Origin of the sequence: Paenibacillus sp. PSB04 (assembly GCF_025809195.1) — a bacterium.
In the GTDB taxonomy this organism is placed as follows: domain Bacteria; phylum Bacillota; class Bacilli; order Paenibacillales; family Paenibacillaceae; genus Paenibacillus_AQ; species Paenibacillus_AQ favisporus.
Genome location: NZ_CP081301.1, coordinates 3,955,221 through 3,970,507, shown reverse-complemented (window position 1 = coordinate 3,970,507; position 15,287 = coordinate 3,955,221). Strand labels below are relative to the sequence as shown.

17 protein-coding genes and 1 other annotated feature are annotated in these 15,287 nt (G+C 51.7%); of the genes, 2 read left to right on the top strand and 15 right to left on the bottom strand.

Annotation, left to right across the window (positions count from 1 at the left end):
- Positions 1-220 precede the first annotated feature (220 nt).
- The 10 genes from rpsA to K2F33_RS18350 all read right to left on the bottom strand — a co-directional run bounded on the left by rpsA (position 221) and on the right by K2F33_RS18350 (position 7,676).
- Positions 221-1,450: a 30S ribosomal protein S1 gene (gene rpsA / locus K2F33_RS18395; RefSeq protein WP_076170079.1), complete on the bottom strand. Its 1,230-nt coding sequence runs from the start codon at positions 1,448-1,450 to the stop codon at positions 221-223.
- Positions 1,451-1,573: 123 nt separating this feature from the next.
- Positions 1,574-2,170 (bottom strand): lysophospholipid acyltransferase family protein, encoded by a 597-nt coding sequence (locus tag K2F33_RS18390; protein WP_397343897.1) that lies wholly within the window; start codon positions 2,168-2,170, stop codon positions 1,574-1,576.
- A complete protein-coding gene (cmk, locus tag K2F33_RS18385) occupies positions 2,167-2,871 on the bottom strand; it encodes a (d)CMP kinase (protein WP_263878214.1) in 705 nt (234 codons plus the stop codon). Before cmk ends, K2F33_RS18390 begins: the two co-directional genes overlap by 4 nt.
- Positions 2,872-2,977: 106 nt before the next feature.
- Entirely contained in the window at positions 2,978-3,199 is a 222-nt protein-coding gene (locus K2F33_RS18380; RefSeq protein ID WP_212984358.1) for a hypothetical protein, read from the bottom strand.
- A 69-nt stretch (positions 3,200-3,268) separates the two neighbouring features.
- Entirely contained in the window at positions 3,269-3,922 is a 654-nt protein-coding gene (locus tag K2F33_RS18375) for a flagellar brake protein (protein WP_263878213.1), read from the bottom strand.
- A gap of 148 nt (positions 3,923-4,070) precedes the next feature.
- Positions 4,071-5,432 (bottom strand): germination protein YpeB, encoded by a 1,362-nt coding sequence (gene ypeB / locus K2F33_RS18370; RefSeq protein WP_263878212.1) that lies wholly within the window; start codon positions 5,430-5,432, stop codon positions 4,071-4,073.
- Between the two features lie 84 nt (positions 5,433-5,516).
- Positions 5,517-5,666 (bottom strand): hypothetical protein, encoded by a 150-nt coding sequence (locus K2F33_RS18365; RefSeq protein ID WP_163879344.1) that lies wholly within the window; start codon positions 5,664-5,666, stop codon positions 5,517-5,519.
- 78 nt (positions 5,667-5,744) lie between these two features.
- On the bottom strand, positions 5,745-6,440 hold the full coding sequence (prsW, locus tag K2F33_RS18360) for a glutamic-type intramembrane protease PrsW (RefSeq protein ID WP_076170075.1): 696 nt from the start codon (positions 6,438-6,440) through the stop codon (positions 5,745-5,747).
- A 126-nt stretch (positions 6,441-6,566) separates the two neighbouring features.
- A complete protein-coding gene (locus tag K2F33_RS18355) occupies positions 6,567-7,181 on the bottom strand; it encodes a genetic competence negative regulator (protein WP_076170074.1) in 615 nt (204 codons plus the stop codon).
- A 186-nt stretch (positions 7,182-7,367) separates the two neighbouring features.
- Entirely contained in the window at positions 7,368-7,676 is a 309-nt protein-coding gene (locus K2F33_RS18350; RefSeq protein ID WP_145158459.1) for a hypothetical protein, read from the bottom strand.
- Between the two features lie 95 nt (positions 7,677-7,771).
- Here K2F33_RS18350 and K2F33_RS18345 point away from each other — a divergent pair, with 95 nt between their 5' ends.
- Complete coding sequence (locus K2F33_RS18345; protein WP_263878210.1) at positions 7,772-8,707, top strand: polysaccharide deacetylase family protein; 936 nt, start codon at positions 7,772-7,774, stop codon at positions 8,705-8,707.
- A gap of 45 nt (positions 8,708-8,752) precedes the next feature.
- Here K2F33_RS18345 and K2F33_RS18340 read toward each other — a convergent pair whose 3' ends face one another.
- From K2F33_RS18340 to K2F33_RS18330, 3 genes are read right to left on the bottom strand one after another with little or no spacing between them, the layout of a single operon-like run.
- The gene (locus tag K2F33_RS18340) at positions 8,753-9,610 is read right to left on the bottom strand and encodes a metallophosphoesterase (protein WP_263878209.1); all 858 of its coding nucleotides are present in this window, start codon (positions 9,608-9,610) and stop codon (positions 8,753-8,755) included.
- Positions 9,604-10,047: a hypothetical protein gene (locus tag K2F33_RS18335; RefSeq protein WP_263878208.1), complete on the bottom strand. Its 444-nt coding sequence runs from the start codon at positions 10,045-10,047 to the stop codon at positions 9,604-9,606. Before K2F33_RS18335 ends, K2F33_RS18340 begins: the two co-directional genes overlap by 7 nt.
- Positions 10,044-10,637, bottom strand: coding sequence for a CPBP family intramembrane glutamic endopeptidase (locus K2F33_RS18330; RefSeq protein WP_145131956.1), 594 nt, complete (start codon positions 10,635-10,637; stop codon positions 10,044-10,046). Before K2F33_RS18330 ends, K2F33_RS18335 begins: the two co-directional genes overlap by 4 nt.
- Positions 10,638-10,884: 247 nt before the next feature.
- Positions 10,885-11,119: a binding site (T-box leader), on the top strand.
- 242 nt (positions 11,120-11,361) lie between these two features.
- Between K2F33_RS18330 and serA the strand changes: the two genes are divergently transcribed.
- Positions 11,362-12,957, top strand: coding sequence for a phosphoglycerate dehydrogenase (gene serA, locus K2F33_RS18325; RefSeq protein WP_076170068.1), 1,596 nt, complete (start codon positions 11,362-11,364; stop codon positions 12,955-12,957).
- Between the two features lie 164 nt (positions 12,958-13,121).
- Here serA and K2F33_RS18320 read toward each other — a convergent pair whose 3' ends face one another.
- Together K2F33_RS18320 and K2F33_RS18315 are read right to left on the bottom strand one after the other, a co-directional pair.
- Positions 13,122-14,555, bottom strand: a complete 1,434-nt coding sequence (locus K2F33_RS18320) for an ATP-binding protein (RefSeq protein ID WP_105444665.1) — start codon at positions 14,553-14,555, stop codon at positions 13,122-13,124.
- A 1-nt stretch (position 14,556) separates the two neighbouring features.
- Positions 14,557-15,273 carry a response regulator transcription factor gene (locus K2F33_RS18315; protein WP_076170066.1) on the bottom strand — a complete coding sequence of 239 codons (717 nt, stop codon included), beginning with the start codon at positions 15,271-15,273 and terminating at the stop codon, positions 14,557-14,559.
- Between the last annotated feature and the right edge of the window lie 14 nt (positions 15,274-15,287).

Sequence of the window (15,287 nt, the reverse complement as noted above, 5' to 3'; positions counted from 1 at the left end):
TCATAGCAAAAAACGTTTCTTTTGGCTAACCTTTCATAGGAATAGCCGAATGTTAATTGTATTTTTCCAAAGCATACACAGAACCATGCATGACCGATTCTTTGGCTTTCATGATCGAACATCTCGAACCAATTTTCCCCGAGTCAGCATACTTGCTAATCTAAAAAAAAATCGGTAAACCCGTGTAAGGGTTCACCGATTTCAATTTTGGAGGCCCAAATCATTTAAATTTGCTGAGTTTGTCTCCAAAACGTTCACCGAGTGTAATGCTGAGGCCTTGGTTGCTAAGCGATACGTTCGGGTTGTCTTTCAGATCATCCTTGTGCGCGCTGCTCTTCGGCGCTCTTTCCGGTCTTGGAGCTGCCGCAGGAGCTTCCTCGGTTTCCTTGATGCTCAGGCTTACGCGCTTTTCAGCCGTGTTGATGTCCAAGATTTTGACTTGAACTTCTTGGCCTTCTTTGAGCACTTCATGCGGTGTGCCGATGTGCTTATGGGAAATTTGCGAAATATGAACAAGTCCTTCAACACCTGGCGCCAGCTCAACGAAAGCACCGAAAGTGACAAGACGCTTCACTTCGCCTGTTACTACATCGCCGGTATGGAACTTGTCGGCTGCCGATTCCCATGGTCCTGGCTGGGCAGCCTTGATGCTCAGGCTGATTTTGCCTTTTTCCGGATCAACTTTGAGCACTTTTACCTTCACTTGGTCGCCTTCGGACACGACATCGGAAGGTTTGTCCACATGATGCCAAGCCATTTCGGACACGTGAACCAGTCCGTCAACGCCGCCCACATCAACAAAGGCGCCGAATTGAGTCAGACGCTGTACCGTACCTTCGATTTCTTGTCCTTCTTGGAGCTCACCCATCACTTTTTGCTTATTGGCTTCGAACTCTTCTTCGAGAACGTCTTTTTGCGACAGGATCACTTTGTTGTTCTCACGGTCAAGCTCTTTCACCTTCACGCGCAGCGTGCGGCCTTTGTAGTCGCTGAAGTCTTCGACGAAATGACGCTCTACCATGGAAGCCGGGATAAATCCGCGTGCGCCCACGTCTGCGACGAGACCGCCTTTTACCACGTCAGCTACGGTAACTTCGAAAGCGTCCTGAGCTTCGAAATGCTTCTCGAGCTCATCCCAAGCATTCTCGCTGTCGATCGCGCGCTTGGAAAGAACGAGTCTTTCCTTCTCGTCGTCGATGCTGACAACCTTGCATTCCACTTCCTGACCAACCTGCACCGCTTCGGATGCGTTGTCAAGGTGTACGGAAGACAGTTCGCGGACCGGAATGACGCCGTCATATTTATATCCAATGCTTACATAAGCTTGGTTGTCCTCCAGTTTGACGATCGTGCCTTTCACGGTGTCCCCTTTTTTCAAGGATACGAATTGATCCAATTCTTCTTGGTTTACCGCTTCTGCAGTTTCTTGATTTTTCGTTTCTTCCGACATGTCAATACCCTCCTCAATTCAAAAAAACCCATTTATTCAAACCTGCTGACGCAGAGTTCAAAACATCATAAAGCAGTACGAATCATATGTTTCCAATAAGTGCTTGTGTTCATGCACGCCCGGCTAATTCCCCGAAGGTCTTCCGGTCTTCTCCATTTCATGGATCCGATCCATGATGCGTTCTGTCACCAGCTCGAGCGGATCGCCATCCACCTCACCGCTTTTCAGGTCATCCAGGATGATAGGTTGTCCGTACACGATTTTCATTTTTCTGAAAATCTTGTAATCGCCGATAATCGCGGCCGGCACGACGGCGGCATTGCCGCGGAGCGCAAACATGGCGGCCCCTTTCTTGGCGGCGCCAGTATCGGAGAAGCGCGTGCCTACCGGGAAGATGCCCATGATTTCACCGCCGCGCAAAATGGAGATGGAGGTCTTGAAGGACTCTTTACTGACTCCCCCCCGCTTGACGGGAAACGCTCCGAACTGGGTAATCAGCCATCCCAGTACGGGAACTTTGAACAATTCTTCCTTGGCCATAAACTTGACCTGCCGCTTCACCTTGATCCCGACGGATATCGGATCGAGCAGACTTTTGTGATTGGAGCAGAGCAGCACCCCGCCTTCTTTGGGGATATTCTCCGTGCCGACCGCTTCAAAGCGGTACAACAAGGTGAATATTGCCCTAAGGATATCCCGGCAAAAAACGTAAATCTTCAATTCTTCTCCCCACCCCTGTACGTTTTGCAGTAATCAACGATGGTGTCGACAACCTGAGGTATATCCATGTGAGTCGTATCCAGGACAATGGCGTCATCGGCGCAGCGAAGCGGCGAAATTTCGCGCGCTGCGTCCAGACGGTCACGTCTTTCGATATCCTTCTCAAGCTGTTCAAGTGTCAATCCTTCCGCATCGTTCATTTCCTTGTACCGGCGGAGAGCACGCTCTTTGACGCTTGCCGTCATGAAAATCTTCACTTCGGCATCGGGAAGCACGGTCGTTCCGATATCTCGTCCATCCATCACTATGCCTTTGTGCAGAGCCATCTGCTGCTGCAGCGCAACGAGGTGGCGTCTTACTCCTTCAATCTGCGAGTATTGGGATACCATCCCGTTTACCTGCAAAGAACGGATGTAAGGGGTCACATCTTCGCCGTTGACCAGAACTTTCTGCCCGTCTTCCCCGGGTATTAATTCAATCACCATCTTTTGGGTGAGTTGAAGCACTTTTTCAGGAAATTCCGGTCCAATTCCTTGTTCCATCATAAACCACGTTACGGCCCGATACATGGCTCCGGTGTCCACGTATATGTACGAGAGGGCTCTCGCCACCAGGCGGGCAATCGTGCTTTTGCCGGCCCCGGCAGGTCCATCGATCGCAATGTTGATTTTCAAGTTATCCTCTGTCCCCTGCCTAACCAAAGGGGCATTCCTCCTCAAACATAAGCCTCAAGAAAAAAGCAGGCATTGCCTGCGTCGAGAAAATTATACCACACAACCTATTCCGATGCAAAAACGTCCCTCCATTTTACTCTTTCCAATCCCTGACATCCCGCTCTTTGACAGGGATGCCATCAAGCTTGTACACCGGGGACAAGTAAGGTCTGACTTGCTTGATATGAAGCGCCCCCTGTATGAGGATCAGCATAACGACAAGCACAATCAAAGCCCTTTTAACCCATTTGGACAAAACGTCAAAGCATTCCCCGAACAGCCGGAGATACTGCCGAACCCGATCCTGTTCATCCATTAGATACACTCCCTGAATTTTCCTACTAGTGTATCCTTGGCGGAGCAAAATATTCCCTCACCCGATCTCTCAGCGGTTCCGGAAATCAAACTGGCGCTCGAAGCAGTACCGGATCAGCTTTTGCCGTTCCATATCCGTAATCGCTTCAAACTTCAGCATCACGATTTTCCGGCCGTTGTCGAGCTGCTGGATCCGGACGACGCTGCCTTTAAACGGAACATGCTCCAGGTTTCCGTTCTTATACGGTACGAGCACCCAGCAGGACAGCATGTCCCCTTCACGGATCGCCTTGTCGGCGTCGCTATAAAAAGAAATGCCGCCCCCGCCGACATCTTCTGTACGCGTGACGAAGCGGATATTGTGTTCGGTCTGGACCGCCACCTCCAATCCGGCATTGACGCGCAAAAAGCTTCGGCGCTGGACTTTGCCGATCGACTCGGGCTCAGGCCTGCGGATCCGCACCATGCGGACGACGTCTTCCTTGAAGCCGAGCACGTAAGTATTGAAATAATTTTTAACGCCGCCGTCGGTCAAAAAATACACCGAAAGCTCGTCACCCATGTGCAGCCGCTTCAGCTGCCCGGTCTTTTCCTGGATGGGCACCTCCATCAGAATGGACTCGTCCTCCAAATCCGTGATGCGGGACTTGTACTCCATCCCCGCTTCTTTCTGGTCTCCGGAATCCACGGAGATAAACAATTGATCGCTGATTTTAGGAAACAACAAACTCACCGCCAGCCTGTAAAATAGCATTCTATCCTGATTATACCATGTCTTTGTTCATAGGTAAGCAGTGTTTTTGCGCAATATAAAAAGCCCCTCGGCTGATCCGAGAGGCTTTGCTCATCACTTGATCCTTGCAACTTTTTGCCTATTTCACCGCTTTTTTATCTGAATCCTTAAGCTCCTCTACGACCCGTTCAGAGCCGTCATTGGCATCCATGTATATCCGGTATCTGGAGCCGTTAATGTTGCCTCCGAATTCGTAGCAGAGAGCTTCCTGGCCCGAATCGTCCTTGATCAGCGCCAGCCGGTTGTAGTTTTCCTTAAACTCGGAATTCAGCTTTTTCCGCGCCTGGCTCAAGGTCAGCTTCGGTTTTGGAATTTTCCGCGCCTGAGATTGCTCGTAAACGAGATCGCTGGCCTGGAACCCGGTCACCTCGCCGTTATCGAGCCCGACTCGAACCGTCATTTTTTCCGGGTACACTAGTACGCCGTCCTGCTTGCGCACATATGTGAAGTTGCCCATATTATCATACTGGTCTGCTGTAACGGCCGTCATATCCTTATAGCCTTTACTTTGCAGAAACTGATCGGCCTTCTTGCGGGCTTCTTCCATCGTAACCGCCTTCGGTCCGACTTCCCGGTTATCGGAAAAGGAAATCAAGTGCCCGCCTTGACGAGTGAAGTTCAGCGACAGCGGAGCAGGCCGGTTGTTGGAGCTGACGGTGGCGGTGTAGGATGCCCATTCGGTTCCTTTCCCGTTTTCGGTGACTTGAACGTTGGATTGGCCTCCTCCCGCGCCGGCAAAATCGGCTGCTTTGCGCTTAATATCCTCGGGAGACACCGGCTGTGCCGACAGCTTTTTCACCGACCGCTTGTCATAGATGCTGGATACCGACGGACCCCAGTTCAATTCCGGGTATTCGCCGACCCTTTTGTCTACCGTTTTGAAGCCGTCGATAATGGTGTTGTCCAGCTTCTTGTCTTCCGTGGCCATCGCGCTTTCCACGTCCATCCAGCGCAGCCGGTTGCTGATCACCTTGGATTGCACGTCCTGGAGATCCTTAGTGATTTGTCCGGAGTTGGCGTAGAGCGCCTTCAGGTTTTTGATCTCCTCATTTGACAGCGGCTCTTTCTCCAAATTCCGCATGGAGGTCTGGTAGGAAAACTTCGATATTTTGGACAGAAACTCTTCGGTTTTGTTAAACGGCAGCATGGTGAGCGGCAGCTGGTTGATTTCGTTCTGCGCTTCGCTTGTCAGCCGCCACACGTTGACCAGCCCTTTCCGGTGCATCGCATTGGAAGCCGAGCTTACAGCCAGCGTATTGCCAAGCTCGCTGTGCAGGCGGTCCATATGATAGGACAGGTCATGAAAAGCCCGCTGATACTGGTTTTCCGCCTTGATCAGCACGGCGTTCTTCTCCTGGTTCTCTTGGTACCCCCACACAAACGCTCCGATCATAAACAGGGTGACTATGGGAAATAAAACAGCGCTTAATCGCTTGTACATGTGAAGTCTCCTTTCATCAACTTAAAGCTGGTGTTAGTTTGACTAGAAGAAAGGAGTCTTATGCATCGTTTCCCAGGTATCGGTTCAAAACGGGTCTTCTTCGATATCGAACTGGCTTTGGTTGTTGCACAGGCACTGCTTGAAGCCGGTTTCGATCTTCCCGCGTTCTTTTTTGCCGCGCAGCACGTAGCGTTCCCCGCATTGCCTGCAGACGATTTTTACTTTGACACGCAAAAAAGGACACCTCCATCCTAAAAAGATTGTATCCGAATGCGGATTGTAACTTCTTAGGATAAAGTGTGCCCAATTTAATTACGTATTAACCTCTTCCTCCCGCTTCAGGAAACGGAACGGGGAGCGGTTGTTGGCCCGGTATACCTTGCCCATGCCTCCGTACCATAAAAAAGCCATCAGCGGGACGATAAACCAGATCCAATAATGCGTCATCGTGCTTAGAATAAAGTCGTAAACCCCGTGCCAGAACCACGGGATGATCATCGAATAAACCAGAAAACGCTTTGCCTTGGCTCCGGTTGAAAACCTCGCTCTGCCGAGGTAATAACCCATCATCACCCCGAACATGGCATGCCCCGATACCGGAAGCAGCGCCCTCAGGAACATTGCCCCGAAGGATGCGTGGCTGTACCAGGCATACATCACATTCTCTACAGTCGCGAAGCCCAGCGAAATCGCTACGGCATACACGATTCCGTCGTACGGCTCGTCAAACTCCGTATGGTTGTAGATCATGTGAAACAGCACGAACCATTTCAAAAATTCCTCAACAAACGCCGATATGACAAAAGAATCCAGATACGGATTGCCACCGAGCCCCGTTGTAAGGCCCCGCTGGATGATCATGACCGGAACCACGATCATAAAACCAAGCAGAAACACCTTGATCACCATAAGCAGCGGTTCCTGATCGTATCTGTCCTTTAAATAAAAATAGGTCAGTAGGGCAAGACCCGGCGCCAATGCCGACGCAATAACCGAAAACAAAAGCACCGTTCTTAATCCCTCCACTTCCTGACAGTGACCTTAGCGGTCCTGCCGAATGTAACTCCAGCTTCAAAGCAAAGTTCATCCCATGAAGATGAATCCTCATGGGATGTCTCAATCAGGACAACGGTGTTAATCCTGGCGCTTGAAATGTGTACAAATGACGTCAACCGCATTCTCGGCAATGACGACTTTGCCATATTCCTCAAGTACGGCTTCCGTATAGGATGCAGCTTCTCCGAACTCGGCAAGAACCGCGATCAGCGAAGGAAGCTGATTAGCGTCGATTTCTTCTGGGTCCATGTACAGTACCCATTTATCTCTATAATGATAAAGCCGCCCGGCTTCGGTGATATGTCGTTGAAGTACGTGTGCAGCTTCGATCAGCACTTCGAAGTCGTTAAAAGCATACACGATGGAGTCGCTTTGTTCAAGCGTGACTTCCATTTCGTAAACTTCTTCAGGGAGTTCATCTTCACCCAGTTGACTGTACTGATGATGATCGTATTTCCCCCGGGTCACGATGACGACCATTCCTTGAGCAGGAAGGGCAAACACTTCCACGGCGAGCGGTCCCGTTGCATCAAAGCCAAGTTCGTTATAGGCCTGATCCATCATTTCGGTAAACAGCTCGTGCACCTTCGGGATTTCTTGCCACATGTCCTCCTTCTGGATGCCCCGTTCACTCAGGTCGTCAAACGTAAGGAAAATCCGTATCTTATCTGAGCTTAAGCGTTCTATTTTCATGACAGGATCCTCCTTGTAAGCATTGTTATAACAAATTATGATGTCTCCCATAATATGTGCTGAAAATAGTTCTATGTAAGTATGTTATCATTATATAACCATAAATGCACGCTGTAAAATGGACAAAAAAAGAATCATTTGGAGCGGATAACCGCCCTTTAAATGATTCTAATGGGTTTGACGCGTTTACAATCCAGGTATCACCGTATTTGTCTCTTTCAGAATCATGTCCACTTCCCGCTTGACATCCGGATTGGTGCGGATAAAATCTTTAATCTGGGTGACGCTCGATCCCTTGGAATACGAATCGTTGTGAGAACCATGAGCGTCGTGACGATGGGACGAGCCCATGCCGATGTTCGCCATGTCCATCATTTTGTCCTTGGCATTGCCGCCCATGACGGACGTAATCATGTTACGTCCCCGGTTTCTGGACAACAGCGTCGTTGCAGCAGCACCAATCAAAATACCGCCAATAAAAGCAGAAGTGTTCATTTAGGTACAACCTCCTTATGGGATGAAGTCGAATATATTTTGAGCGAATATGGTCCTGCTCATGCGGCATAAATTCAGGAAAGCGAGATGAAATCATGGTTAAAATTACGGCGGCGCTGGCTCTATGCTCACTGCTCATCCTTAGCGCCTGCGGAAACGAGGGACAAAAAGACCAAAAGGCGGTCCCTCCGGCTCAAACAAGCGAAGTACATACAAACCATTCAGGCAGCACCACAACAAACGGGACGTCCGGCGTTCAACCCGGCGGATCGGTTCCGGAAAATTCTCCGGAAACGAATAAAGATCAAACGAATAACGATCATACGAATCAAGGCAGCGCATCCAAGCCCGAATCCAACGATCAGCAGCCCGGTACAAAAGCCGCAAAAGTGCAGTATCGCATGAATAAAGCTTACGATATCGTTCCGAGTATTGAAGGGATTCCGAAAAAAGTCGTACTGCTAACCTTCGACGACGGCCCTAAAAAGGCCGAAATGATCAACGGGTTGATCGATACGCTGGACAAGCATCACGCCAAGGCGATATTTTTTGTCAATGGATACCGCGTCAAGCAGCACCCCGAGCTGTTGAAATTAATAGCGGACCGCGGACAGACCATCGGCAACCACAGCTGGGATCACATCATCCTCAAAAATAAGCCTGAAGCGGAAGTGCGCAGGCAAATCGAGGATACGCAGCAGATCGTCAAGGCAACCGTTGGCAAAGCGCCAGTATTTTTCCGTCCCCCCAATGGGGCTGGCGGTGATACCGGCAAGAAAATCGCCAAGGAGAACGGTCTCCTGTACATGACTTGGTCCAACGGCTCGCTCGATTGGACGATGAGCTCCAAAAGCAGCGGCAATGCCGACAAGGTTGTCTCGAACGTGCTGGACCAGCTGCACAGCGGCAGCAACATTTTAATGCATGAGCTTCCGTGGACCGTCGAAGCGCTGGATACGCTCCTTACCAAACTGGAAAGCAAAGGCTACACCTTTGTAGATCCTGAAAGCATCGATACTCAAATCAAGTAAGGAATCATGCAATGCACAAAAAAGCAGCCGGCATATCGGCTGCTTTTACTCGTTTATCTGTGTTTTTTCTATGGATTCTGTCCTTAGCGTAAGGACATGCATTTCTGCTGGGCAGCACAGGCGGAGCGGAACGCGTCTTGTGCCGAAACCGCGGCTGATCAGCATGCGCGGCCGGCGGACCCCCGCTTCCGGCTGCTCCCATTCAAACCATCCCGAAGCATACTTGCGGTAAAATTGATTCAGCCGGACCGGTCCGAGCCAAGGCAGCGTAATTTGTCCGCCATGGGTATGGCCGGCAAGCACAAGGTCCGCCTGGATCGTCTTCTGCTTCTGCAGCCAGGCCGGGTCATGAACGGCCAGGATGCGGCATTCCGCACCGGCATCACGGACAGGCAGCTGTGGAACCGGAGGATAATCGTTTCGTTTGTACCGCGGATAATCAACACCGGTTAACCAGAGGCGAGCGCCGTTTCGCAGCAGAGGAACGTTCTCATCCCGCAGCAAAGTGACTCCGCATGCGTTCATCAGCTTTTCCAAACCTTCGGGATCTGCCTTATAATCATGGTTGCCGTATACGGCATACACCGGGGCGATTTCGGCGAGCAGCCTTAAGTTGTGCTCCACTTGGCTCAGCGGTACATTCCGTTCCATAATATCCCCTCCGAGGATCACCCAATCGATCGTTCCGGCCAGCTGCCGTATCGTCTTCCCCGTCAGCCTTCTGCTATGCAGATCCGATATGAACAGGAGCTTGCAGCCGTCAAAGGGCTTTGGCAGCCTCTCCAGCCTCACATCGGCCTGCTGAACCAGCTCCAGCCTCGCCTCATACGACATCCTCGCGTAAAGCGCTGCAGCCGCAGCCGCGACGCCTGCCCCTGCCCAGACGAGCCAGGGGGCTACCATAGGTCCTCCAGCGGGGGGGCGCCCTTAATTCCCCAATAAACAAGAAATGCCGTTAAACCGATAAATAAAAAGATTAAAGAGTTCGTAAAATATTTACTGATCTTGATGCGCCGGGAACCGTAAGTGTCCGCTCTTGCCGGAACGGCGGGTTCGCCTTCCGTCTCCCTTTTTCCGGCAGTCCGGTTACTCCGCCGGGACTGCGGGGCTGCCGCCGAGCCGGATGCGGCAGCAGCAGTTCTGGCGGCCGCCGGCCGCTTCCCTGCATTTCCTGCCGTTTTTCCGCGTCTCAGCGTTCCTGCCGCCCGTGTTGAAGACGTCTCTGCTGCCTTGGACTTGGGCGGAGTCCGTCTACCGGCACCGGTTGAAGGCGCCTTTTTTACCGGGGTCTTCTTCCGATTTTTTCTGTACGTTTCAACTCTGCTCAATTCGCTGTTCATGCTTCCCTCCGAAATCGAATCACTAGCCCGGATACACAATCAATCATAAAATGGCATAAGACCGGGGCAAGCAGTGTTCCGGAATGTATGTAGATATACCCGAGGCCGTAACTGCTCAAAAAAACCCAGCCGGTTGGAATCCAGTGCTTCAAATACCGGACGTGAATGACCGCAAATAATATACTGGTCCAATACGGACCGAACGCATGCTGTACAGCTCCACGGAACAGCAGCTCCTCGCATACCGCCACGACCGCGGAGATGACTATAATATGCCATACGGGACGGCGCTGGAACAGCATGTTGTTGATTCCGCCGTCATCCATCACTTCCTCCGGCGTAATCCGCGAGACGAGGAAATCGACGGCAAACATAACGGCGGCCAGCCCAAGCCCCCATGCCGCAACTTGTCCGGGATGCTGAAACTGAAACAAGGCAAGCGGATTTCTTCGCTGCAGCAGAATCCATACGAGACCGATCAATAAGGTTAGGCCCTGGGTGATATACAAATTGATCAGAAGTAGACGGTCATTCAGCTGTTCAGGCTTAGCCTGCTGAATTTTGGGTAATTTCCATTTCCTTTTTTTCATGATGAGGCCTGCCTGTCTATTAAGTTTCTGTTACTAGAGTGGTTGCAAACATCCCACAACGTGAAGGTTTTACTCCAACATCTGTTTGTGTTCTGCGGGACCCCCGAAATATACGATTTAACTTTGTTAAAAAAGTCCTCCCAGCATTAGAATCATAGCAGATTAAGAGCAGAACATTCAAGGGAAGCACTTTTACCTATTGACACGCCTGATAGGCCCGTGATACATTATGGAAAAATTAATTGAGCGAAACACGATGAAGGAAAGAAGAGGCTTTATCGTCTCCAGAGAGCCGGTGGTTGGTGCAAACCGGTGACAGAGAAGTCATCTTTAGCGTTCCAGAGCAACTGCATTGAACTACCCAGTAGGTGCAGTCGGATGATTCCGTTATCAATCAGGTCTCCAATCGGAAGACCTTGAGGCTGCCGTTCGCGAAGACGGCGGTGAATTAGGGTGGCACCACGATAACTCTCGTCCCTTACTACGGAAGTAGTATGCGGATCGGGAGTTTTTTTGTTGTCCAACTAAGAATAATGAGAAAAATCCGCCCAGCTGCACATTCATCCTTTGGCACAGTACCGCGTTGCTTTACGGAATGAACTTAGGCGTCCGCCTGATTGCCTCCCATGGGCTCAGCGGCTCCACTTTCGGCTTCACGGATATGTTCCTATCGGACATGTCCTTATATATAAGCGTTCTAGATATTTAAGGAGGATGGAAACCAATGTTTAAAGTGTTAGTATCGGATCCGATCAGCGATCTCGGAATCCAGCAGTTAGTCGATGCACCTGATGTTACGGTAGAGAAAAATACAGGGCTCTCCGAAGACGAGCTTGCGGCGATCATCGGGGATTATGACGCCCTTCTCGTTCGCAGCCAAACGCGTGTTACCGAAAAAATCATGGCCGCGGGAACCCGCCTGAAAGTCGTCGGCCGCGCCGGCGTCGGCGTGGACAACATCGACCTCGAAGCGGCAACCCAACGCGGCATCATCGTTATTAATGCCCCTGACGGCAATACGATAACAACCTGCGAGCATACCTTTGCGATGATGATGGCACTGGCCCGTCACATCCCACAAGCTTATGCCAAAACGATCGGCGGAACCTGGGACCGCAAATCGTTCCTTGGCGTCGAGCTTCGCAACAAAACGCTCGGCGTTCTAGGTATGGGACGGATCGGCAGCGAGGTGGCCAAACGTGCCAAAGCGTTCGGCATGAACATTCTGGCATTCGACCCGTTCCTGACCCAGGAACGCGCCGAGAAGCTCGAAGTGAAGCTGGCAACGGTGGACGATATTATCCGGAACGCCGATTTTATGACAGTGCACACACCGCTTACGCCGGAGACCCGCCATATGATTTCCCGTCCGCAATTTGAAGTGATGAAAAAGGGGATGCGCATCATCAACTGCGCCCGCGGTGGCGTCATTGACGAGATGGCCCTGGTTGAAGCGATCGATGAAGGCATCGTTGCCGGCGCCGCATTCGACGTGTTTGAATCGGAGCCGCCGCAGCAGGACCATCCGTTCCTGAACCATCCGAAGATTATCGTTACGCCTCACCTCGGCGCTTCCACCATCGAAGCCCAGGAGAACGTAGCCATTGACGTGTCCGAAGAAGTGCTGCACATTCTGCGCGACGAGCCGTTCAAGAACGCCGTCAACATGCCGCCGGTGGCACCGAGCATCATGAGCCGTCTACAGCCTTACTTCTCGCTCGGGGAGAAACTGGGCAGCTTTGCCGCCCAAATTACGAAAAACCAGGCGATCCATGAAATTCATGTGGACTATGCGGGAGATTTGTCCGACATCGACACCCTTCCGCTGACCCGCTATATCGTCAAAGGCGTGCTTGCCCATCACCTTGGCAGCGAGGTCAATATCGTCAACTGCATGCATCTCGCCAAAAACCGTGAGGTCAACGTGGCCGTATCCACGGCACCTAAATCCAAAGGCTTTACGAACCTGCTTACCGTGACCCTCAAAACCTCCGAAAACGAAGAGCGTCTGGTAGCGGGCACCCTGCTCAACGGCTATGGCGAGCGGATCGTGCAGCTGAACAAGTTCCCTGTCGATATCGCTCCGGAGGGTCATCAAATCCTGATTTCCCATAACGACAAACCGGGTATTATCGGCCAAGTCGGAACGCTGCTCGGCAAGAACGACGTTAACATCGCTTCGATGCAGGTCGGCCGGAAAATTATCGGCGGCGAAGCCATCATGATTCTGACTGTCGACAAAGGCGTGCAGAAAGAAGTGCTGAATGAGCTGACGACGATTCCGGAACTCAACAGTGCCGTCGAAATCGTCCTTTCCTAATCGATATATTTTTTATTAAAGACAGCGTAAGCAGGTTCAAGTGTGCCTGGCTTACGCTGTTTTTGTTGGTGGGGAAATAAGCTGATGTTCCACGTTGAACAAGATTAATCTTTTTTCTTCAACAAAAAAACACCCCGTCAGAGGTGTTTCCTGTTCTTTTTCCATTATTTACGGCTTTCGACAGGCAGCAGCATCGTAAAGGCCGTTCCTTCGCCCAGGATGCTGTCCACCTGAATGCTGCCCTGGTGCGATTCTACGATGTTCTTAACAATGGCTAGCCCAAGACCCGTTCCGACCGATTCCCCGCGTACCCGTGCCTTGTCCGCCTTGTAAAACCGTTCAAACACGAACGGCAGATCCTCCGGCGGAATGCCTACGCCCTCGTCCTTCACCACGATTCGGATCATCGGCTTATTGTCCGACAGGACACGGTCGGCAAGGATGCTGATCTTCTTCTCTTCAGGCGTGTGCCTGAACGCATTGTCCAGCAGGTTGGTCATCACCTGCTCCAAACGGTCTTCGTCGGCCTCCTCAAGCACCATATCCTCTGTCTTGCGGTCATAAAGGAGCTCGATATTCCGCTCCTTGGCCCGTACCGTAAACTTGCGGTATACGCGCTCGAGCAGCTCGTTGAGGTCAAGCTGCTTTTTGGCCATGTCGACATGCCCCGCTTCCATCCGCGCCATGTCAAGCAGATCCTTAACCAGCCGCCCCATGCGAAGGGATTCGTCATGAATGACCTGAATCAGTTCCTGGCTCTCCTCCGGCGACGCCGCCATGCCATCCAGCAGCGCTTCGCTGTATCCCTGCATCATGGACAGCGGCGTACGGATCTCATGCGACACGTTGGCAACGAAGTCCTGGCGCATTTTCTCCAGCTGCACTTCCTCGGTTACGTTGCGGAGCACCGCAACCGCCCCGCGGATGTCGTTGTCCGAATACAGAGGCGCCATATGAACCGACCAGACGCCCTGCTTGACGTGAAGATTCGTGCTCGTGTCGCCGCTGCCCTCCAGCATATTGTCGAACAGGTCCAGCAAAGGCTCGGGTACCTGCTGTTCTTCCTCCCCTTCGGCGTCCTCCTGGTCCAAGTTCCAGTGGATATCCTTCCATTGGGTGATCAGCTTCTGTCCCGGTGGATTCGTCAAGATCACCTTACCTGAAGTATCGAACGTAATGACGCCGTCGCTCATACTTCGGAGGACGCTCGCCAAATGCTCCTTTTCCTGGTTCAAGTTGCGGATGTTGTCTTCCAGCTCAGCCGCCATATGATTAAACGTGTTCGCCAGCTTCCCGATCTCGTCGCTCGTATTGATCGACAGGCGCGTGTTGTACTCGCCTTTACGGATCGCTTCGGTAGCCTGAATCATCTGCTGCATCGGCTGCGTAATCTTCGTCAGCAGAAACAGCGCAAAGAAGGTCGTCATCGAAAACCCGATGATGGCCGTGTACGTAAACAGCCGCTTGATGTCCCCGGAGTTCGAATAATTCATATCGATGTATGGAAGCAGAAATAACCCGAGAATAATCAGGATGCATGCTACCAGGCAGATGATGGTCGCCCAGAGCTTCCCGACAAGAGAGGTCCAGAAATTCATGTTATTTCGGTACCTCGAGCTTGTAGCCTACGCCCCAGACGGTGGTGATCATCGCCGCCGACTCTGGCGATACCTTGTTCAGCTTCTCCCGCAGGCGCTTCACGTGCGTGTCGACCGTCCGCAGGTCGCCGAAAAATTCATAGTTCCATACATCCTTCAGCAATTCTTCCCGGGAAAAAACCTTGTCCGGCGAAACCGCCAGGTAATGCAGCAGCTCGTATTCCTTAGGCGTCAAGCTGACCTCTTGTCCGTTCGCTGTCACCCGGTGGGCATCGTGCTCAATCACAAGATGCGGGAACACGATGTTGTTGCTCGAATTCGTTTCCTTCGACAGATACGCCGTTGCCGAAGAGCGCCGCAAAATCGCTTTTACCCGGTAAATGACTTCCCTCGGGCTGAAGGGTTTCACGACGTAATCGTCCGCGCCGACTTCAAAGCCTTGAACCCGGTTGATCTCCTCGCCCTTGGCGGTCAGCATCAGCACCGGCGTCGATTTGAGCTGGCGCAGCCGGTTGCACACCTCGATGCCGTCCATGCCGGGCAGCATCAAGTCCAGCATGATCAGGCCATAATCCTGATTGGAAGCTTTACGGAGCGCGGTTTCGCCGTCCTCGGCCTCCTCGACTTCATAGCCCTCCTTCTCCAAATACATTTTCAGCAGGCGGCGGATCCGTTCCTCGTCGTCCACGACCAGGATCCGGTTTGTATGTTCTGACATAAGACAACCTCAAC